The following is a 19,490-nucleotide window of genomic DNA, read 5'->3' on the forward strand; positions in this document are numbered from 1 at the left end:
GTAATTAACGTAATAGTTGTTTTGTACCGCGTCGTTTTATACAAATAGCCTTATGCCACGCAGTGGCCGCGGGCGGCTTCTAGCAATTCATACCAGGCTTCCCGAGGTAGCGTGGCAGGGCCTTTGAGCATGTCGTTGATTCGCTCAGGTTTAACGCTGCCAATGACCGGTACTGGCGAGTTAGGAAGACTGCGCAGCCATGCCAGCGCTAAAGCACTAGGGGTGCTATCAAGCTCTGTTGCCCACTTATCCAAACATTCGCCAACGGCGCCTTGCATCAACTGCCCACCTGCCAAAGGTGACCACGCCATGGGCGTGTGGCCATCGGCACAGAGGTCATCAAAGCTACCGTCAAACAGCGGCGTTGTGTGGGCAATCGAGAGCTCGATTTGGTTAGCTGATAAGCGGTGATGCATGGCGCCCTGCAAGCGCCGCCACTGGCTGGGCAAATGGTTGGAAATCCCCGCAGCGCTAATTTTGCCTGCTTCTATGGCATCGTCCAGCGCCCGGCCGGTCACTTCCGCATTCATCAGAAGATCAGGGCGGTGAATCAGAAAATGGTCGAGACGTTCGACATTCAAACGCGCAAGTGAGGCATCAATGGCACTATGAAGATAAGCAGGGCTGGCGTTGTAGTGCTTTACCTTACCCGAACCGGGTGCAGGGTTGTCGTTGGCGATGCTCGCTTTGGTGACGACATTGACCCGCTGAGCCAGGGCAGGGCGCGCCCGCAGTGCGGCGCCAAAAAGCGTCTCGCCTTGGCCGTTGCCGTAAATGTCCGCATGGTCAAACCAATTAAGGCCCTGTTCCAGGTGCGCTTCGATCCAGTCCGCCAATCCCTCAGGTTCGTGCATGGCGGGTGTTTCGTGCAGGCGCATCATGCCGAGTAAAAACGGCACATCAAAAATGGCGGCGGGCATAGCAGGTTCCGTATTGGTGTTGTTAGGAGTGTTGTTAGAGGTGCTAGAAATGTTATTAAAAAACCTCTTCGTTATGCAGTGCCTCAGCGGCGCCTAATAAGCCTGTCCATGGGGCGGTAACCACCCAAATGGGGATATCGGCATTATAAGCACCCATGCGTCCTTTATTGACGAAAGCGGCGCGCAGTTCACTTTTGGGTAACCAATCGAGCAGGCGCGGCAGAATGCCCCCACACAGATAAACACCGCCCCTTGCGCCCATGGTCAACGTGGCGTCGCCGCATACATCGCCCAGAATTTTTAGAAAACGCAGCAGGGCGGCAGTGGCGAGGGTATCGCCTTCATTAGCGGCTTTTGTGACATCCGCCGGGCTAGCTAAGCGTGGTTCAGCACCTTCAAACGTGCAGTAGGCTTGATAAAGTTCTAACAAACCCTGGCCGCATAAGACCCGCTCTACACTGATACGTGTACGACGCTGTTTAAACACATCCACAATCGCTCGCTCGGTATCATCCGTGGGCGCGAAGGTGACATGGCCGCCTTCAGTAGGCAGTGGAATCCAGGCGCGTTGGCCGGGGAATACCCCGGCAACGCCTAGCCCCGTGCCAGGCCCGATGACAAGACGTGTGGCGTGCGCTTGTGACTTGCCCGGCTGGACTTCAACCAATTCACTGGCAGCGACATGAGGCACACCCAGCGCCTGGGCGGTGAAGTCGTTAATGACTTTAAAAACAGCGAGGTTCAGCGCTTGCTGAACCTCGCTTTTTAAAAATTCCCAGTGGTTATTGGTCATCTTGACCCGCTCAGCGTGAACGGGGCAAGCAAAGGCTAAGCACGCCTCTTGAGGTGCTTTATCGCCGGTAGCACCGACACGCTGTAAATAATCCTGCACCGCTTCAATAACGCCGGGGTAGTCAGCGCAGGGAAGATTCACAATATCGTGCGGCGTGATCTCGCCTGGCGTGACTAACGCCAGGCGTGCATTGGTGCCACCTATGTCGCCAATGAGGGCCGGTCGGCTCATTGGTCCTCCTGCTCGATTTTTTCCAGCTCCCGCGCTAGTACTTCTGCCTCAAAACCACCAAACACGCCCGCTCCCTCTTCGGCCTTGGTGGCCAAGTGGCGGAAGCCGCCAAAGAGCTCACGGCCCATGCCAAAGTGGTTGTGTTCCAGATTGGCTTCGGCGCACGGACGGGCATTGAATTTTGCGGCGTCTATCAATACGTTTAGCTCGCCGCTGTCGGCATCCAGGCGAACGATATCACCATCCTGAAGTTTCGAAAGCGGCCCACGGTCAACGGCCTCTGGTGTTACGTGGATAGCGGCCGGAACCTTACCCGACGCCCCAGACATACGTCCGTCCGTTACCAGGGCAACTTTATAGCCGCGGTCTTGAAGCACACCCAAGAACGGAGTGAGCTTGTGTAGTTCAGGCATGCCGTTGGCTTTGGGCCCCTGAAAGCGCACCACCACAATCACATCACGATCAAGCTGGCCGGATTCAAACGCCGCTTTTACCTGATTTTGATCATCAAACAGCTGTACCGGCGCTTCGATGACGCGATGATCCTGTTTTACTGCCGAGATTTTAATCACGCCGCGGCCGAGGTTGCCGTCAAGCACGGTAAGCCCGCCGGTGGGCGAGAAGGGATTACTAACCGGACGCAGAACGTCTGAATCATGGCTGGACGTAGGGCCTTCTTTCCACGTGAGCTTGCCCTCTTCAAGGAAAGGCTCCTGAGTGTAGGCCATCATATCGGTGCCAAAGACGGTAGCGATATCCGCATGGATAAGCCCAGCACCAAGTAGCTCACGAATCAGCAGGCTCATACCACCAGCAGCCTGGAAGTGGTTAACATCCGCTTGGCCATTGGGGTAGATACGGGTCATGCTGGGCACCACGGCGGAGAGGTCCGTGAAGTCATCCCAGTTAATGGTAATGCCCGCCGCAGCCGCCATGGCAACCAAGTGCAGGGTATGGTTGGTAGACCCGCCGGAGGCCAGCAACCCTACGATAGCGTTAACGATCGCACGTTCGTCAATCTGCTTGTAGAACGGACGGTAATTGCCGCTTTGCTCGGTATTGCGAATCGCTTGTTCAGTGGCGTAACGAGTAAGTGCTTCGCGCAGCGGAGTACCTGGGTTAACAAAAGAGGCGCCGGGCAGGTGTAGCCCCATCATCTCCATCATCAGCTGGTTGGAGTTGGCAGTGCCGTAGAAGGTGCAGGTGCCAGGGCTGTGATACGACTGTGATTCGGCTTCTAAAAGCTCATCGCGACCTACTTTGCCTTCTGCATAAAGCTGACGCACTCTAGCCTTCTCATCGTTAGGTAGGCCCGTTGTCATGGGGCCGCCGGGGACAAAAATGGCGGGTAGATGGCCAAAGCGTGCGGCACCAATAAAGAGACCTGGCACGATTTTATCGCAGATACCTAAATACAGCGCTGCATCAAACATATTATGGGAAAGCGCAACCGCGGTTGCCATGGCGATCACATCACGGGAGAAAAGCGATAGCTCCATGCCCGGTTGCCCTTGGGTAACACCGTCGCACATGGCGGGCACACCCCCGGCAAACTGAGCGGTTGAGCCCATGCCGCGTGCGGCTTCTTTAATAGCGGCAGGATAGTCTTCAAATGGCCGGTGGGCTGAAAGCATATCGTTATAGGACGATATGATGCCCAAGTTGGCGCTATTGGTTAACTTCAGTCGGCCCTTATCGGTAGGCACGTCGCAACCTGCAAAGCCGTGCGCTAGGTTCCCACAGGAAAGTTCACCGCGATGTACGCCTTGCTTATGCTGGTCAGCCATATGAGATTCATAGAGAGCACGCCGGTGCTTGGAGCGCTCACGGATGCGCTGGGTAACCTCAGCAACGGTGGGGTTTAGAGTGGCAGGTGTTGAGCTCGGCATAGGGACCTCTGCATGATAAAGACGGTGTGTAACACATGTAGTTATTTTACATTTTTTAGTGTCGATATAAGAGACTTTACGGCAATAAAAACCACAATTGTAGTTTTATTACCCGAATATGGGGCGTCGAATTTTTCCCGCAAATGCGCGGATGAATCCAAAGAACCCCAACAGCTTGGTAGAGCCACCAGTGAAATAGCAAGTATAGCACTCAGGCTTTTGCTACCCTTTTGCGCGCTACGTTTAATATTTCTTGTCTACTCACCAAGCCGGAGCCTGCATGCACGCGATTCTTGACGACATCCAGCCAGTTAATTTTCATGCAGGTGAGCAAGCGCGTCGCTACTTGGATACGTTAACCAAGCCGCCAGGCAGCTTAGGTGACCTAGAGGCGTTAGCCATTCAGCTTAGCGCTATCACTGGCGAACTGAAGCCCAGCGTAATACCGCCGGCCGTGATTGTGTTTGCCGCCGATCATGGCGTTGCCGCGGAGGGTGTTTCAGCCTTTCCGCAAGCGGTGACTGCTCAGATGGTGGCTAACTTTGCCCAGGGCGGCGCGGCGGTTAACGTGTTTGCCCGGCAGATTGGCGCGCGTGTTGAAGTGGTGGATGTCGGCGTGGCGAGCGATATCACGGCAGCTGGTGTGGTGAATGCCAAGGTATCCCGCGGTACCGCCAACATGGCGATAGAAGATGCGATGCAGCCTGAGCAGGCAGCAGAGGCCATTAATGCAGGCGTGGTGGCGGTAGAGCGGGCAATAAAGGCGGGGGCAAAGTGCCTTATAGTCGGGGAGATGGGTATTGCCAACACCACCGCCAGCAGCGCCATGTTAGCAGTGTTAACCGGCGAGCCGGTAGCAAGCCTAGTGGGCGCTGGCACGGGCATTGACCCACAGCAGCTAACCCATAAAGTGGCCGTCATTGAGCGTGCCATCGCGGCGCGCAATGCTGATTCACAGGCACCCTTAGAGGTGTTGACCAAGCTGGGCGGGCTGGAGATCGCCGCCATGACCGGCGCGTATTTAGCTGCAGCAGCGCATCGGTTGCCTGCGATTGTGGATGGCTTCATCGCCACCGTCGCCGCACTCACCGCCTGCCGGATGTGTCCCGCAGTGCGCGGCTATTTGATTTTTGGCCATCGTTCCCAAGAGCCGGGGCACGATGTTGCGTTACGTGCACTAGACGCCAAGCCGCTGCTGGATATGGGCATGCGGCTAGGCGAGGGCAGCGGCGCGGCGCTGGCGTACCCCTTGCTGCAGGCGGCCACAGCGATGATGGCGGAAATGGCCACTTTCGCAAATGCCGGTGTTAGCGATAAGGCATCACCATGATCCCAGGCGCCACTTTTGGCGGTATTGTGCTGATCATCTTAGCGATCATAATTGATTTGCTCATCGGCGATCCGCGCTCACTGCCACACCCGGTGGTGCTGATCGGGCGGTTTATCAGTCGTTTTGAACAGCTTTGGAATCGCGGGACTGCGCAGCAGCGTAGAGTGTGCGGCTTCCTGCTGACGCTCATCGTGGTAGGTGGCGTATGGAGTATCAGCTGGCTGCTGCTAGCAGTGTTAACGCAGTTGCACCCTGGGTTGGCTTTGGTCGCCGAACTCTGGCTGCTCTCTACGACACTGGCGATCAAAGGATTGGGCGATGCGGCCCGCGCGGTGGTAGAACCGCTAACCAAGGGCGATTTGCCCGCCGCACGCCAAGCGCTGGGCATGATTGTGGGCCGCGACACCCATCGCTTGGATGAAGCGGAAATCACCCGGGGCACTGTGGAAACCGTGGCTGAAAACACCGTGGACGGCATCACTGCGCCGCTGTTTTTTGCTCTTATTGGCGGGGCACCGCTAGCGCTGGCGTATAAGGCGGTAAATACTCTGGATTCGATGGTCGGCTATAAAAACCAGCGTTATGCTGATTTTGGTTTTGCCTCCGCGAAGCTGGACGATGTGGCCAACTGGGTACCCGCACGCTTAACCGCGCTGTGTCTATGGCTCGCTGGCCTGCTGCTGAGCACTTTTACTGTTTTAACGTTACGCTGGAAAGGTGCGCTACGTGGCACGTGCCGGGATGCGCCTCGCCATCCCAGCCCGAACGCTGGTTGGCCGGAAGCCATGGTAGCGAGGCTGCTGGGTGTACAGTTGGGCGGCACCAACTTCTATAAAGGCGTGGCTTCCCACCGTGCGACCCTGGGCGAGCCGCTTGAGACGCTGAGTGTTGCTCATATCGGCGCTACTGTCCGTTTGATGCACGGCGCCTGGATGCTATTTATGTTGCTGTCAGTGGTCGTGATAATGGGGCTACTATTCATTTTTCAGGGGCTATTATGAGCAAATTAATATGGCCCAGCCACGGTGGCCAGGCCGAGGCACTATTAGCCCACTTTGGGTTGCCCGCCGATCATCGCCTGGACGACTTTAGCGCCAACCTCAATCCCTTGGGGCCTCCGGCGTGGGTTCGCGATTGGTTAGCAAAACAACTGACAGGTCTTGAACGCTACCCCGCGCCCGATTATTCCGCTGCTCGTCAGGCCATCTCCGCCCACCACCAGCTTCAGCCCGAACAGGTGCTGTTAACCAACGGCGGTGCCGAGGCCATCTTTCTGACCGCTGCGTTACATGCGGGTAAGCGAGCCGCTATACTGACCCCAAGCTTTGGCGAGTATGCCCGCGCCTGTCATGCCCACTGGCTGTCGATTAGCGAGATTCCGCTGTCCCCACTGGATTTCAGTCTGGATATTGATGCGCTGATAGCTGCGTTAAGCGATACCGATGTGCTGTTTCTATGTCGCCCGAATAATCCTACTGCAACGCTAATCGACTTCTCGACCATGGTGGTCTTGCTGGAGCACACCGCTGCTCTGAATTGCCGCGTGGTGGTCGATGAAGCCTTTATCAATATGGTGGGTAACAATCAAGAAGAGGCTTCGCTGGCAACGTTATTGGCGCGCTATCCGCATCTGATCTTGCTCCATTCTATGACCAAATTTTATACCCTGCCGGGGCTCCGGCTGGGCTACCTACTAGCAGATGCGGCCACGGTTCAAGCGGCACAGACCCATCAACCGCCCTGGAGCGTTAATCACTTAGCGGCAGAATTGGTAGCGCCGCTGCTGGCGGATGATGCCTTTACCCGACGCACTCAGCGGTGGTTGGTCAGTGAGCACCCACGCATGACACAAGCGCTCGCTCAATTGGGGCTACAAGTGGTGCCCAGCCAAGCGTGCTTTTTCCTGCTCCGCCCGGGGGCCGAACAGCGTGCAAGCGGCATCACTAGCGACGTGCTGTTTGAGCGCCTGTTGCGCCGGGGCGTACTGGTGCGCCATACGCATAATTTTGCCGGGCTTAATGGCGAATGGCTGCGAGTGGCGCTACGCGACGAGCCCGCCAATCGACGCTTGGTAAAGGTGCTGAATGATTGTCTTCGTTAGCGGTGGTGCGCGTTCTGGTAAAAGCGATGTTGCCGAGCAGCAGGTTGTGAATGCAGCGGGCAGTTCGCCCTGTTACTACTTAGCCACCGCAGACGTATACGACGCCGAAATGGCCGCGCGCGTAGCCCGTCATCGTCAATCCAGACAAGAGGAGTGGCAGAGCGCTCAGTGGAAAACACTGGAAGAGCCACTTGCCATTGATCAAGCGCTGGCTAAGGTGCCAAGTGGTAGTGCCGTGCTGCTGGATTGCTTAACGCTCTGGGCCAGCCAGGTGCTGTACGCCAGTGAGCTGAGCGAAGAGGAGGGCTTGGCGCTGCTAGCAAGCGCACTTGCCGATGCCCGAGCACGTAGCCTCTATCTAGTGATTGTCTCCAATGATATCAACGAAGCGCTGCCGCCCTCGGATGCTGAAACCTGGCGCTATCTGGCGTTTCTTCAGCGCGTTCACCGCTGGCTAGCGGCAGAGGCGGACTCGGTAATAGAAGTGGTGGCGGGGTGCGTCATTGATTGGAAGTCCGCAAAGGCATTTTGTTAATGAAGGAGCTGTCGATTTGAGAAATGCCCTGTTCGGTCTTCTGCTTGCGCTGCAGTTCCTTACTCGCGTCCCAATTCCAATAGCCGTTCCCTGGACACCTGATACCCGACGCTGGGCAGTACGCGCCTATCCGTTAGTGGGGCTGTTGATTGGCACTGTGCTAGCGCTAGTGGCGCTGGGGATGCAAAACGTTCCCGCGCCGATCACCGCGCTGACATTGCTAAGCATTTGGGTGGCTATTTCGGGCGGGCTGCATTTAGACGGCGTTATGGATATCGCCGATGCGCTGGGTAGTAATCAGCCCCTGGCGCGTCGTTGGGAAATCATGAAAGACCCGCAAATCGGCAGCTTTGGTATGTTGGCGCTGGTGTTTCTGCTTGCCTGGAAGGCTATGATGCTGTGGGCATTGCTGGCTTATCACGCACCCTGGTGGTGGCTATTAGCAGTCCCCGCGCTAGGGCGCTGGGCAGGCGTGGCGTTACTGGTGCTGACTCCCTGCGCACAACAGAAGGGCTTGGCCTGGAGCTGGCAGCAGTCGCTTAGCGGCCAGGATGTGGCGCTTGCATTGGTGCCGATCGTGCTGATGGCATTGCTAGCGCCCGCGATAGTGTTGATGGTGCTAACGGTCACTGTTTTTGTGTTACTAATCCGCTGGCTAATGTTGCGACTGTTTAACGGAATTAACGGCGATACGGTAGGCGCCACCATCGAAGGGGGAGAGCTTTGGCTACTGATCTTACTGTGGAGCTGGTGGCAGTTCGCCACGGTATCACCGCTTGGAATTTAGAGCGTCGTTATCAAGGCCAGCGCGATATTCCGCTGCTGCTTCCTGACGCTGAAGTTGGGCTTCTAGCACTGCGCGACGCGTTGGTGGATGAGCGGTTTGATGCTATCTACTCAAGCGACCTTAACCGCTGCCAACAAACCCTGGCGTGGACAGAAGTCACAAAGGCTGGCGTGCCACTCACTCTTGAACCACGCCTGCGGGAACTCGATTTTGGCGAGTACGAAGGCAAGGTTTACGACGAGCTAAAAGACTTGCCGCACTACCGTGCCTGGATTGATAGCGTGGGCGAGCTGCAAATTCCTGGGGGCGAATCGGCGGCTCAACTGCGCGAGCGTCTTGATGACTGGCTTTATGATTTGGCGACCAACTCTCTTGCCGATGGCCACAAAAAAGTCTTGGCTGTCACCCACGGCGGCGTGATCCGTGAGCTACGTCGCCGCTTTGAGACGATCCATTTCTGGGACGGTACCGTGCTTCAAGCGCAAGGCAGGCGCTGGCAGCTTATTTATCAAAAAGACGAACATGGCAAAGGGGAATGGCAATGCAGCTCTTCATCGGCGGTGCCTGCGCTGGCAAACGCGACGCCGTAATCGCTCGCTTTCCCGAAGCGCAGTGGTGGCTGCTTGATGCTGCGCAGCCTTTCATCGTTAGCCAGCAAGCGCTAGTCGCCAATACGCCGCTGATTATCACTGGCGTGCTTGAGTGGCTAGGTGCTGCTCTTGAACGTGATGATAACGATGCCCTGCGCCAGCAGTGGCAGCGCGATATGATCCAGCTTTGCCAGCGCGCCGACGAGTTAAACGCGGCGTTAATCATGATCGCCACCGACGTCGGCCGTGGGGTTGTGCCCATGGAACCAGGGCAGCGGCGCCTGCGTGATCTCAATGGCTGGTTCACCCAAGACGCCACCGCCCAAGCTGAACAGGTGTGGTATGTGCGCCATGGGTTGGTGATGGCGCTCAAGTAGCCACTGGCGGCTTTCCTGTGCGTGATACCCCGCTCCAATTCAATTGACCTCCCTTTGGCAAGTTGCTAGTTTACGCCCACTCTCAGGTGCTGGCGGCTGAAAAGCCGCTAGTGAAACGGGAAGTTGGTGAACGCCTCGCGCGATTCCAACGCTGCCCCCGCAACGGTGATCGAGATAAGAACGGCTAAAACGCCACTGTGCTTACGCACGGGAAGGTGGTCGTTCGGAAAAGCGTGGCTCTGCTCTTGCTAGAGACGCCTTTCGCTCGTCAGCCCGGAGACCGGCCCGAGAGTAATGGTTCTAACTGAACCAACCATGCCGAGACGCGGAGGGCGTTCTTAGGGCAGTGAACGGTAGCGCAACGCTATCGTTACTCCCTTGTTTTGCCCTGCGCTCGGTCAAAAAACTGCGTTGTGCGGGTGAGCACGACGAGCAAGGGGTCTCACATGAACCACCGTTTTCACACCTCCGCCAAACGGGCGGCGTTTTGTATGGCTGCGTTACCGCTAGCCATCTCCTTTTCTGCCCAGGCCCAATATTCTGAAGCGACGACCGAATTAGCCGTGCTAGATCCCGTCGTTGTGACTGCTGCGTTAGCGCCCCGCACCGCCAACGAAAGCCTCTCTTCCGTTACTGTGCTGGATGAGGCCACTTTTCGCCGCCAAGACCCAGTAAGCATTACCGACCTGTTGCGTGGACAACCTGGTGTTGATGTCTCTAGTAATGGCAGCTTTGGTAAAAACAGCAGCGTCTTTATTCGTGGCACTGGTAGTAGCCAAAATGTTCTCTTAATTGATGGTATTAGATTGCGTTCCGTTACCAGCGGTGGGGCTGCTTGGTCATACCTTGATCCGCGCATGTTTGACCGCGCTGAAATCGTTCGCGGCCCACGGGGTAGCCTTTACGGTGCAGATGCGGTCGGCGGTGTTATTCAGCTTTTTACGCCTGATGGTGACGAAGAGGGCCCGCAACCGAGAATCTCCGTCGGCGGTGGTTCATTCAATACCCAGCGGTTAAGCGCAGGCGTTTCGGGACGCGAGGGAGGCACGCGTTACAGCTTTGCCGGTAGTCATTTCAATACCGACGGCCAGCCCATTCGACGGGGTGGTGAAGACAAAGGCTACGACAACACTTCTGCGCTGGCCCGTGTTGCGCATACCTTTGAAAGCGGTGCTGAGGTGGGTGTGCTGGCGCTGCGCGCTCGCGGTAACAACGAATATGATGGCGGAGAGAATGATTTCGTCCAGCAGGTGGCGGGTATTTACGGTGAGTTGCCGGTTACCGATACCTGGCGCAGTCGTTTAACGCTTAGCGAATCACTCGATCAAAGCGATAATTATGATGATTTTGGTGATTCAGTATTTAACACTAAAGTGCGAACTGCACGATGGGAGAATACCTTTACTGCTGGTACTCACGAGCTCATTGCTGGTGCAGAGTATCAAAATGACAGCATCGCAGACAGTGACACTGGTTTTGGAACTTATGCTGAAGAAGAGCGGGATAACCGGGCAGTATTTGCCCAAGGGCTATTAGACTTTTCTCCATTAACGCTACAAGCTAGTTTTCGCCTTGATGATAACGAAGCCTATGGCGATGAATTGACCGGTAGCTTGGCGGCAGGCTACGCATTGGATGGTATTCACATGCTAAGGGCAAGCTTTGGCACTGCTTTCAAAGCTCCTACTTTCAACCATCTTTACTATCCGGGATTTAGCAATCCCGAGCTTGAGCCGGAGAGTTCTGCAACAGGTGAGGTGGGTGTGCGGGCACAGTACAAGCACTGGTACTGGGATTTAGCTCTCTATCAATCTGATTTCGATAACTTGATTATCAACGTCGATACCAGCGGGGATGATTTTGTCGATACCCCTCAAAACGTCGATAACGCCCGTATCCGTGGAGCTGAACTGGCTAGCGGAATTGATCTGGATTCATGGACAATTCAAGCGGCATTTACCTATACCAACCCTGAAAATCGTGATACCGGTAACCGTCTCCACCGGCGTGCCAGCGAAAGTCTGCGCCTTGATATCGACCGTGACCTGGGCGACTGGTCGTTGGGCGGTTCATTTGTTGCCCAGAATCACCGTTACGAAGATGCTAACAATGAAGAGCGTCTTGGGGGTTATGGCCTAGTGAATCTTCGGGCTGGATGGGCGTTTGCGCCGCTCTGGACGGCGCGTGTTACGGTAGAAAATGCCTTTGATAAAGAGTATGAAACGACGAGCGACTACATCAACGCTGGCCGAGCAGGATTCTTGAGTGTTCACTTTGGTCAATAAAAAGAGTGATTTAGCGCGCGGGGCCTTGGGCCTCGCGCTGTTGCTAATGGCGTCTGTGTCGTATGCCAACGATCACTCACGCTGCGCAGTGGATGATCGTGACCGAGAAGTCTGCCTTCACAATGCTGCTCAGCGAATTGCCACGCTCTCGCCTGGCGCAACCGAGCTGACCTATGCGGCTGGCGCGGGCGGTCAGGTAGTCGCCGTCGTCTCGTATAGCGACTATCCGCCGGAAGCCAAGCAAGTGGCGTCTGTGGGCAGCCATACCCGAATTGATTTAGAAAAGCTGGTGGGCCTGGCGCCGGATTTAGTGATTGGCTGGGTAACCGGCAACCCCGCTGAGCAGCTTGAAACCCTCGAAGCCTTGGGCATGCCGGTGTTCTATATAGAGCCTCGCGATATGGACGGCGTGGCCAGCGCCATCGAGCGCTTGGCGCGGCTGGCCGGAACGGAAGCGGCCGGGCAGGCGGTGGCCGATAATTTCCGTACTACCATGAATGCCTTGGAAGACCGCTATCGAGACCGCGAGCCGGTAGCCACGTTCTACCAAGTGTGGGATGAGCCATTAATGAGTGTTAACGACCAGCACCTTATCGGCCAGGTGGTTGAGATTTGTGGCGGTAAGAATGTGTTTGGCGAGCAAACGCGCCTTGTGCCGCGTATCGACGATGAAGCTGTGTTGGCAGCCAACCCTGAAGCGATCGTGGCGGGTGGCATGGGCGAAGAGAACCGCCACTGGCTGACGCATTGGGAGCAGTACGCCAACTTGAAAGCGGTTGCGGAAGATAACCTTTTCTTTGTGCCGCCTTCACTGATTCAGCGGCCCACGCCGCGCCTGATGGAGGGCACACAACTCCTGTGTGAAAAGCTTGACATCGCCCGCCAAAAACGTGAGCGCAGCTAATGCTAGCGCGCCTGGGTCTCCCGCTTAGCCTGCTATTACTAGCGGCGCTGGCTTCGCTAATCATCGCCATTGGCGTCGGCAGCGCGCAGATTTCACCGGCTGAAATTTGGCAGGTTTTGATGGGCAACAGAATGCAGGACGATGCACTGGCGCGAACCATGGTGATGGAGCTGCGCTTACCCAGAGCGTTATCGGCGTTTGCCGTAGGTGGTTTGTTGGCGGTAGCCGGTGCACTAATGCAGGTGCTGCTGCGTAACCCTCTTGCGGACCCATACGTGCTGGGCCTTTCCGGCGGCGCTTCCATTGGTGCACTGGCTGCCATGCTCGGTGGGTTAGGCGGGCTGGTGATTTCTGGTTCGGCATTTGGCGGCGCACTGCTATCGACGTTTTTAGTCTTTGGCTTGGCCCACGGCAGCGGCGGCTGGACACCTTCGCGGCTGCTGCTTACCGGCGTGGTGGTCGCAGCGGGGTGGGGCGCGGTGATTACCCTAATGCTGGCGATGAGCCCTGCCGAACGCCTGCCGGGTATGCTCTACTGGCTGATGGGCGATCTCTCCTATGCGCGCACGCCTTGGCCGCCGTTACTGCTGTTACTGGCCACCTGCGTGGTGCTGATTCCGCTTGGGCGTAGCTTGAATGTGCTGGCCCGTGGCCCACAGCAAGCCGCCGCACTGGGCGTTGCGGTTCGGCCGCTTGAGTGGTGTATCTACGTTGCCGCTAGTTTACTAACCGCCGCTGCAGTCACCACGGCTGGTAGCATTGGTTTTGTCGGTTTAGTGGTGCCGCATATGCTGCGTCTGCTGTTAGGCAATGATCAGCGGCTGATACTACCGGCCTGTGCACTGGCAGGCGGCACGTTATTAGTGCTGGCCGACACCCTGGCGCGCACGATGATTGCCCCGGAACAGTTGCCCGTAGGAGTAATCACCGCGCTATTGGGTGTGCCTACCTTCCTGTTTCTGCTCTACCGGAGCCGCTGATGAGCGTACTGGCTACCCGCGATCTCATCATCGATGTGCCTGGCCGTGAAGGTGGTACGCCGCTTAATATCACCATCGAGCCAGGGCAGGTGTGGGGCGTGTTAGGGCCTAACGGGGCGGGTAAAACGACGCTATTACACACCTTAGCTGGCCTGCAGGCGCCACGTTCAGGCAGTGTTCAGCTTAACGATTTAGCGCTTAGTCAACTGCGCCGCCGCCATGTTGCTCAGCGATTGGGGTTGGTGTTTCAGGATCGCCAGGATGGCTTTCCCGCAACCGTGCTGGAAACCGCGCTGATTGGCCGTCATCCCTATCTCTCGCCGTGGCAGATGGAGGGCGCCGATGACTACGCCCGTGCCGAAGCTGCGCTTGAGCGATTAGATGTGGCGCATCTGCATGACCGTTTAGTCAGCACGCTTTCCGGCGGCGAACGCCAGCGGGTAGCGATTGCCACCGTGCTGACCCAGGCGCCCAACCTGTGGCTGGCCGACGAGCCCACCAACCATCTTGATCTTCACCACCAGAGCGCCGTCATGGCGCTGATGGCAGAGCAGGCTGCCCAGGGGCAGGCGGTCATCATGTGCTTACACGACCTAAACCTGGCTGCCCGCTGGTGCGACCATATTTTACTGCTCTACCCCAATGGAGAGGCGTGCTGGGGCCCGCGGGATAGCATGCTGATGCCCAGTGCTTTAGAAAGCCTCTACCGCCAGCGGCTAGCGGTGGTAGAGGTGGATGGGGCACCGGTGTTTGTGCCGATAAAGGGCTAATGCCTACTGGGCCAGCTCTTCCCGCCAGGAGTGGCGTGGTTCAAAGCCGACCAGACGACGGGCTTTTTCGATGCAGTAGAAGGTTTCGAATTCGCCCATTTCGCGCTTGATGGGTACGCCGGAGTAGAAGCGCTCTATCACCTGGGCGTTGGTCAGGCCCACTGATAGCTCGTTATTCGCCACGTTAAACACCTGATAGCCCAGGCCATCCGTTTTCAGGCAGCAATCGACCATCTGGCCCAGGTCGCGGGCGTCGATGTAGGCGAATATATTGCGGCGGCGCAGGGCAGGATCATCCATGTAGGCTGGGAAATCCTGACGGTATTCGTGGGGCTCGATAACGTTGTTGATGCGCAGGCCGTAGATATCGATGCCCGAGCGCGCCTGGAAGGAGCGTGCCGTAACTTCGTTAACTACCTTGCTCATGGCGTAGCTATCTTGAGGCACGGTGGGGTGCTCTTCATCGACGGGCAAGTAGTCGGGTTTTTGCTCGCCATCAGCGAAACAGACACCGTAAGTGGTCTCGCTAGAAGCGAAGATGACCTTGGGAATACCTAGCTTGGTGGCAGCATCAAGAATGTTGTAGGTACTTAGCGTATTGATGCGGTAGGTCTCGTTATCCGGCCTATGCAGAATAGCTGGTATGGCCGCGAAGTGGACAATCGCATCATAGCGCGGCACGCCGGTGCCGGGTTCCAGCTCATCGAATCCCGCGTTGGCTTGGCAAGCATTAAACACTTGCCCAGCATCGGTCAGATCTGTTTTCAGGGTAGCAATGCCGGGCACATCAGACGCCACCCAGTCCAAATTGGTTACGCGATGGCCTTGATCGCGAAGATAAGCGGTCGCATGACGACCAGCTTTGCCACTGCCGCCAGTGAACAGAATACGCATATGAACTCCACCAATGAATAGAATGAGCTACTCCACCTTAGCAAAGAACATTCCTCATCTCCGAAAATGATTTTGTGTTCTACACTAAAATTTGATTCGGAGCGTTATTGATCCGATCGATCATTGTCTGGCCCTAATAGTTCAACTACAAAAAAATGAGAGGTCGTTATGGTCAATCATGTTTGGGGACTCCTCCATCATCCTGAACAGGAGTGGTACAAGATCAATGAGGAGCATGAGTCTGTTAGTCATCTCTATGCTCACCATGTCCTGTTGCTCGCTGCCGTTCCAGTTGTCTGTGCCCTGATAGGTACCACCCAGGTAGGCTGGACTTATGGTGGCTCGGAAACCTATAAAGTCTCCCTTGCTAACGGTATTGCTTTGGGCGTGGCTTTTTATTCGCTGATGCTAGTGGCAGTGGGTGTTGTGGGCAGTATGATTTACTGGATGGCTCGTAATATAGATAATCGGCCCAGTCGCCGCGATTGTCTTATTTTCGCGGGGTATATTGCGACACCGATGTTCCTGTGTGGCGTTTTTGCGCTCTATCCGGCTTTCTGGTTTTGTGTGCTGGGTATGGTGATCGGCCTACTCTATAGCACCTATCTGCTCTATAAGGGAACGCCCAGCTTTCTGGGAATCAGTCATAAGCAGGGGTTTATTCTGTCGACCACGACGCTGGGTATCGGTGTTTTGGTGCTGGAGGCGCTGCTTGTCGTCGTCGTACTTCTGTGGAGTATGGGGACGGATCACAGTGTGGTTTGGCACCTTTTCCGATGAATGCACGTCGTAGCGCTTGGTAGCGACGCTAGCTTAAATCGCACTCCGAAAAAGCATGATCTGCTTGCCATCGGCAGGGTCGTCAATCATGCGAGCATGCACCCCAAAGGTTTGCTGTAGCATGTTGGGAGTGAGCACGTCTTGGGGTAGGCCGCTATCGATCAAGCGGCCGCTATCCATCACGCCGATGCGGTCACACTCCATGGCTTGGTTAAGATCATGCAGCGAGATAACCACCGTGATCGGTAGTTGCCTGACCAATTCTAGAATCGAAAGCTGGTGGCGAATATCCAGATGATTGGTGGGTTCATCTAGCAGCAGGATTTTAGGCTGCTGTGCCAGCGCCCGGGCAATATGCACGCGCTGGCGCTCACCGCCTGACAGGGTATGCCAAAGGCGATCTGCCATATGCGCCATATCCACATCCACCAGTGCCTGAGCCACGATGGCATCATCTTCAGTTGACCAAGGGCGCAACGCGGTAAGAAAGGGCGTCCGGCCAAGCGCCACTACGTCACGCACGCTAATTCTATCGGTTGTGTCGGCCTGTTGCTCGACTAGCGCAATAGATTGAGCAATCGCTCGCTGCTTTAGCGTGTGTAGGGACTGGCTACCCATTCGCACACGTCCTGCTTTAGGTTTGTTCAAGCCTGCCAACAGGCGAAGTAGCGAGGTTTTGCCCGAGCCGTTCGGCCCTACCAAGCCAAAGGTTTGGCCGGGTTCGACGGTAAGGTTAACGTCAATAAGCAGGGGCGTGCCATGCACCGCCCAGGCGAGTTGCTCAGCTGATAACTGCATTAAGACCTCTTGCCGCGCACGAGAATTAGCGCAAAGGCAGGCGCGCCGATCAGCGACGTAATCACCCCGATAGGGAGTACCTGGCCGGGCACCAGCACCCGGGAAAGAATATCCGAGCCGATTAAAAATACCGCTCCCGCCAAGGCGGTGGCCGGTACCAGCCGGGTATGACGGCTACCGACGATAAAGCGCATGGCATGGGGGATCACCAAGCCAACAAATCCGATGGCCCCCACGATAGACACCATCACTGCCGTGACCAGTGCCATGGCGATAATCAGCATTCCACGCACTGGACGCACCGCGATGCCCATGGAGGCGGCGCTGTCGGCACCGAAGGTAAACGCATCCAGGGAGCGTCGGTGCCACAGGCAAACCAGTAGCCCAAACAGCGCAGCAGGCACGGCCAAGGTCACATCGGCCCAGCGCACTCCGGAAAGATTGCCCATCAGCCAGAACATGATGCCCCGGGCCTGCTCGGCGCTTGCTGACTTGGTAATGATAAAAGCGGTCAGCGCATTGAACAGTTGCGAGCCTGCAATGCCCGCCAAAATAATTGCCCCGGCGGCTTGAACGCCGCGCCCGCCACCGACGCCGCTGTTGGCCGCATGGGCGAGCATCACCACAATACCAAAGGAGAGCAGGGCGCCGATAAAGGCGCCTAGGGAGAGCGAAAGCGCTCCAGCGCCCAGTCCGGCGACCGCCACTGCCACCGCCCCGGTAGAAGCCCCGGCGGAAATGCCCATCAAGTAAGGATCGGCCAGGGGGTTACGCAACAGTGCTTGTAGCACCACCCCGGCCAGGGCCAGACTGGTGCCGCAACAGGCGGCGACCACGGCGCGGCTGAGGCGATAGTTCCAAATAATGCCCGCGTCGATGCGGTCTACCGGGTAACTTGTTCCTATTAGCTGATTGGCGAGCACTTTGACAATGGTATCCACGGGAATCGGCGTCTCACCGATGGCGGTGCCCGCGATCAGTGCCGTTACCAGCACGAGCGGCGTTATCCATAGCCAGCGCAGCCCGAAGCCTGCGGAGGAAGCTCTCGTTAGCGCTATGCTCATTCGTTAAACGACATATTGGATAGTGACTCGGCAAGTGTTTCAAGGCCGTAAATAGTGCGCATGGTGGCGCTCATGGCGTGGGCGTCCATCTCGACGATACGGTTATTTTTAACAGCGTTCATCTCCCGGGTGACCGGGTCACTGCGTAAAAACTCGCGTTTTGCTTCAATGTTGTCGGCAGGAAAACGGCGGCGATCCATGTTGGCGATAACAAGTACATCGGGGTCGGCTCTGGCGATGCTCTCCCAGCCCACCGTGGGCCACTCTTCGTCAGACTCGATGACATTACGAATGTCGAGTTTTTCCATCATATACCCCGGAGCCCCCAGTTGCCCTGCCACGAAAGGGCTAACCCCCAGGTCTGTCGATGAAAACCAGAATGCTGCCGATAAGTCTTCCGGTAAATCAAGGCTGCTCGCCAGGTCGATGGCGCGCTGTTCGCGGGCGGCAAGGTCGGTTATCAGCGCCTCGCCAGCGTCTTGAACATCGTAGATATCGGCTAACTCGGTGATCCCTTTATAGATGGAGTCAGTCGAGAAGGCGGCGGTGCGGGTGCCATCGCCACCGGTCGAGTTATCTTTGGTGTCGCAATCGGCGGGCATGATGTAAGTATTGATGCCCAGCTCATGAAACTGTTCACGGGTGGCGACACTGCCGTTGGGGCCCACGTGCCACTCATACTGCACCGCCACCAGATCAGGCCGTTTATTGACCACTGCCTCGAAGCTTGGGTCGTCGTTGGCGATCCGCTCGATCGCTTCATTGGCATCAGAAAACTGGGGAAGAACCGGATTAAACCACACCGAGGTGCCATTTATTCGATCCGCGAGCCCCAGCGAATAGAGAATCTCCGTGGCTGACTGGCCTACCGTCACCGTTCGCTCGGGTGCTGACACCACACTGATGTCTATGCCGCAATTGGTTAGCGTAATAGGGTAGTCAGTGGAGGCGTAAGCCGCCTGGGCAAGGCCAATAGCACTCGCGGCGATGGCCGTGGTCAATCTCAACATCATGTACACTCCCGTGCATGATGAGCTTAGCATTCGGGCAGAAAATACTGACCGAGCCACTTCGCTCGAGGTAAGTAATATATCGGCAGTTCTCCTGACTGACGGGTCATAGCTAGCTCGCCTTCCCAGACAATGTGTCCAGTGGCATCAAAGAGCATCGCTCGCCGCCTACAGTTGCGGGGGCAGTTCCGTTTCGCGGCAAGCCGCGGCGGATTCTCTATTAAGTTCCGGGGGGAACACCGACGTCGGCCATTCTAGGTTGCAGGTAGATAGCGAACAACAGAAAGCCTAAGGATCTTATGAGATCCCACTATAATCGCAATGTTATAACATTATATTTTGATGTGGCGTAAAAATCCAGCGGCATTCTTAGCGTCAGCTGATATACGCCTTCGCAAAGTTAACTAATTACAACAGATTGGCCTCGCCGCCATGCCTTCCTCTATACTGAA

Annotated in this window: 19 protein-coding genes and 2 riboswitches; of the genes, 12 read left to right on the forward strand and 7 right to left on the reverse strand. The window is 56.4% G+C overall.

Annotation, left to right across the window (positions count from 1 at the left end):
• Positions 1-50: 50 nt before the first annotated feature.
• The 3 genes from V8L70_RS08205 to edd are packed head-to-tail and all read right to left on the reverse strand — an operon-like array spanning position 51 to position 3,833.
• Complete coding sequence (locus V8L70_RS08205; RefSeq protein WP_101145018.1) at positions 51-920, reverse strand: aldo/keto reductase; 870 nt, start codon at positions 918-920, stop codon at positions 51-53.
• A 55-nt stretch (positions 921-975) separates the two neighbouring features.
• Positions 976-1,944 (reverse strand): glucokinase, encoded by a 969-nt coding sequence (gene glk, locus V8L70_RS08210; protein ID WP_101145017.1) that lies wholly within the window; start codon positions 1,942-1,944, stop codon positions 976-978.
• Positions 1,941-3,833 carry a phosphogluconate dehydratase gene (gene edd / locus V8L70_RS08215; RefSeq protein ID WP_101145016.1) on the reverse strand — a complete coding sequence of 631 codons (1,893 nt, stop codon included), beginning with the start codon at positions 3,831-3,833 and terminating at the stop codon, positions 1,941-1,943. The genes glk and edd overlap by 4 nt, the downstream gene beginning before the upstream one ends.
• Before the next feature lie 280 nt (positions 3,834-4,113).
• Here edd and cobT point away from each other — a divergent pair, with 280 nt between their 5' ends.
• The 11 genes from cobT (at position 4,114) to V8L70_RS08270 (ending at position 14,492) form a co-directional block, all read left to right on the forward strand.
• Positions 4,114-5,163, forward strand: a complete 1,050-nt coding sequence (gene cobT / locus V8L70_RS08220; RefSeq protein WP_101145015.1) for a nicotinate-nucleotide--dimethylbenzimidazole phosphoribosyltransferase — start codon at positions 4,114-4,116, stop codon at positions 5,161-5,163.
• On the forward strand, positions 5,160-6,164 hold the full coding sequence (gene cbiB, locus V8L70_RS08225; RefSeq protein WP_101145014.1) for an adenosylcobinamide-phosphate synthase CbiB: 1,005 nt from the start codon (positions 5,160-5,162) through the stop codon (positions 6,162-6,164). The genes cobT and cbiB overlap by 4 nt, the downstream gene beginning before the upstream one ends.
• Positions 6,161-7,264 (forward strand): threonine-phosphate decarboxylase CobD, encoded by a 1,104-nt coding sequence (gene cobD / locus V8L70_RS08230; RefSeq protein WP_101145013.1) that lies wholly within the window; start codon positions 6,161-6,163, stop codon positions 7,262-7,264. Before cbiB ends, cobD begins: the two co-directional genes overlap by 4 nt.
• A complete protein-coding gene (locus tag V8L70_RS08235) occupies positions 7,248-7,799 on the forward strand; it encodes a bifunctional adenosylcobinamide kinase/adenosylcobinamide-phosphate guanylyltransferase (protein ID WP_101145012.1) in 552 nt (183 codons plus the stop codon). Before cobD ends, V8L70_RS08235 begins: the two co-directional genes overlap by 17 nt.
• A 16-nt stretch (positions 7,800-7,815) precedes the next feature.
• A complete protein-coding gene (cobS, locus tag V8L70_RS08240) occupies positions 7,816-8,586 on the forward strand; it encodes an adenosylcobinamide-GDP ribazoletransferase (protein ID WP_101145011.1) in 771 nt (256 codons plus the stop codon).
• Positions 8,523-9,176, forward strand: coding sequence for a histidine phosphatase family protein (locus tag V8L70_RS08245; protein WP_101145010.1), 654 nt, complete (start codon positions 8,523-8,525; stop codon positions 9,174-9,176). The genes cobS and V8L70_RS08245 overlap by 64 nt, the downstream gene beginning before the upstream one ends.
• On the forward strand, positions 9,128-9,553 hold the full coding sequence (locus V8L70_RS08250) for a bifunctional adenosylcobinamide kinase/adenosylcobinamide-phosphate guanylyltransferase (protein WP_101145009.1): 426 nt from the start codon (positions 9,128-9,130) through the stop codon (positions 9,551-9,553). Before V8L70_RS08245 ends, V8L70_RS08250 begins: the two co-directional genes overlap by 49 nt.
• 67 nt (positions 9,554-9,620) lie before the next feature.
• Positions 9,621-9,856, forward strand: a riboswitch (cobalamin riboswitch).
• Between the two features lie 143 nt (positions 9,857-9,999).
• Positions 10,000-11,838, forward strand: coding sequence for a TonB-dependent receptor domain-containing protein (locus tag V8L70_RS08255; RefSeq protein WP_101145008.1), 1,839 nt, complete (start codon positions 10,000-10,002; stop codon positions 11,836-11,838).
• The gene (locus V8L70_RS08260; protein WP_198555966.1) at positions 11,819-12,742 is read left to right on the forward strand and encodes a cobalamin-binding protein; all 924 of its coding nucleotides are present in this window, start codon (positions 11,819-11,821) and stop codon (positions 12,740-12,742) included. Before V8L70_RS08255 ends, V8L70_RS08260 begins: the two co-directional genes overlap by 20 nt.
• Positions 12,742-13,722: a FecCD family ABC transporter permease gene (locus tag V8L70_RS08265; RefSeq protein ID WP_101145007.1), complete on the forward strand. Its 981-nt coding sequence runs from the start codon at positions 12,742-12,744 to the stop codon at positions 13,720-13,722. The genes V8L70_RS08260 and V8L70_RS08265 overlap by 1 nt, the downstream gene beginning before the upstream one ends.
• Entirely contained in the window at positions 13,722-14,492 is a 771-nt protein-coding gene (locus tag V8L70_RS08270; RefSeq protein WP_101145006.1) for an ABC transporter ATP-binding protein, read from the forward strand. The genes V8L70_RS08265 and V8L70_RS08270 overlap by 1 nt, the downstream gene beginning before the upstream one ends.
• Positions 14,493-14,495: 3 nt before the next feature.
• Here V8L70_RS08270 and V8L70_RS08275 read toward each other — a convergent pair whose 3' ends face one another.
• Complete coding sequence (locus tag V8L70_RS08275; protein WP_101145005.1) at positions 14,496-15,386, reverse strand: NAD-dependent epimerase/dehydratase family protein; 891 nt, start codon at positions 15,384-15,386, stop codon at positions 14,496-14,498.
• A gap of 168 nt (positions 15,387-15,554) precedes the next feature.
• Here V8L70_RS08275 and V8L70_RS08280 point away from each other — a divergent pair, with 168 nt between their 5' ends.
• Positions 15,555-16,166 (forward strand): Yip1 family protein, encoded by a 612-nt coding sequence (locus V8L70_RS08280; RefSeq protein WP_101145004.1) that lies wholly within the window; start codon positions 15,555-15,557, stop codon positions 16,164-16,166.
• A gap of 33 nt (positions 16,167-16,199) precedes the next feature.
• Here the strand turns inward: V8L70_RS08280 and V8L70_RS08285 are convergent, their stop codons facing one another.
• Genes V8L70_RS08285 through V8L70_RS08295 form a run of 3 tightly spaced genes read right to left on the reverse strand, consistent with a single transcriptional unit; the run spans position 16,200 to position 19,041 of the window.
• Positions 16,200-16,964 (reverse strand): ABC transporter ATP-binding protein, encoded by a 765-nt coding sequence (locus tag V8L70_RS08285; RefSeq protein ID WP_101145003.1) that lies wholly within the window; start codon positions 16,962-16,964, stop codon positions 16,200-16,202.
• Positions 16,964-18,028 carry a FecCD family ABC transporter permease gene (locus V8L70_RS08290; RefSeq protein WP_101145002.1) on the reverse strand — a complete coding sequence of 355 codons (1,065 nt, stop codon included), beginning with the start codon at positions 18,026-18,028 and terminating at the stop codon, positions 16,964-16,966. Before V8L70_RS08290 ends, V8L70_RS08285 begins: the two co-directional genes overlap by 1 nt.
• The gene (locus V8L70_RS08295) at positions 18,025-19,041 is read right to left on the reverse strand and encodes an ABC transporter substrate-binding protein (protein ID WP_101145001.1); all 1,017 of its coding nucleotides are present in this window, start codon (positions 19,039-19,041) and stop codon (positions 18,025-18,027) included. The genes V8L70_RS08290 and V8L70_RS08295 overlap by 4 nt, the downstream gene beginning before the upstream one ends.
• A 64-nt stretch (positions 19,042-19,105) precedes the next feature.
• Positions 19,106-19,297, reverse strand: a riboswitch (cobalamin riboswitch).
• Positions 19,298-19,490 lie beyond the last annotated feature (193 nt).

Source organism: Vreelandella arctica, assembly GCF_037070215.1.
GTDB lineage: Bacteria > Pseudomonadota > Gammaproteobacteria > Pseudomonadales > Halomonadaceae > Vreelandella > Vreelandella arctica.

Bases quoted from the DNA above. Each gene is read 5' to 3' on its own strand.
- V8L70_RS08280 (WP_101145004.1), top strand. From the start codon at position 15,555: ATGGTCAATCATGTTTGGGGACTCCTCCATCATCCTGAACAGGAGTGG.
- V8L70_RS08290 (WP_101145002.1), bottom strand. From the start codon at position 18,028: ATGAGCATAGCGCTAACGAGAGCTTCCTCCGCAGGCTTCGGGCTGCGC.
- glk (WP_101145017.1), bottom strand. From the start codon at position 1,944: ATGAGCCGACCGGCCCTCATTGGCGACATAGGTGGCACCAATGCACGC.
- V8L70_RS08265 (WP_101145007.1), top strand. From the start codon at position 12,742: ATGCTAGCGCGCCTGGGTCTCCCGCTTAGCCTGCTATTACTAGCGGCG.
- V8L70_RS08205 (WP_101145018.1), bottom strand. From the start codon at position 920: ATGCCCGCCGCCATTTTTGATGTGCCGTTTTTACTCGGCATGATGCGC.
- V8L70_RS08250 (WP_101145009.1), top strand. From the start codon at position 9,128: ATGCAGCTCTTCATCGGCGGTGCCTGCGCTGGCAAACGCGACGCCGTA.
- cbiB (WP_101145014.1), top strand. From the start codon at position 5,160: ATGATCCCAGGCGCCACTTTTGGCGGTATTGTGCTGATCATCTTAGCG.
- cobD (WP_101145013.1), top strand. From the start codon at position 6,161: ATGAGCAAATTAATATGGCCCAGCCACGGTGGCCAGGCCGAGGCACTA.
- edd (WP_101145016.1), bottom strand. From the start codon at position 3,833: ATGCCGAGCTCAACACCTGCCACTCTAAACCCCACCGTTGCTGAGGTT.
- V8L70_RS08285 (WP_101145003.1), bottom strand. From the start codon at position 16,964: ATGCAGTTATCAGCTGAGCAACTCGCCTGGGCGGTGCATGGCACGCCC.
- V8L70_RS08255 (WP_101145008.1), top strand. From the start codon at position 10,000: ATGAACCACCGTTTTCACACCTCCGCCAAACGGGCGGCGTTTTGTATG.
- V8L70_RS08270 (WP_101145006.1), top strand. From the start codon at position 13,722: ATGAGCGTACTGGCTACCCGCGATCTCATCATCGATGTGCCTGGCCGT.
- V8L70_RS08235 (WP_101145012.1), top strand. From the start codon at position 7,248: ATGATTGTCTTCGTTAGCGGTGGTGCGCGTTCTGGTAAAAGCGATGTT.
- V8L70_RS08295 (WP_101145001.1), bottom strand. From the start codon at position 19,041: ATGATGTTGAGATTGACCACGGCCATCGCCGCGAGTGCTATTGGCCTT.
- V8L70_RS08275 (WP_101145005.1), bottom strand. From the start codon at position 15,386: ATGCGTATTCTGTTCACTGGCGGCAGTGGCAAAGCTGGTCGTCATGCG.
- cobT (WP_101145015.1), top strand. From the start codon at position 4,114: ATGCACGCGATTCTTGACGACATCCAGCCAGTTAATTTTCATGCAGGT.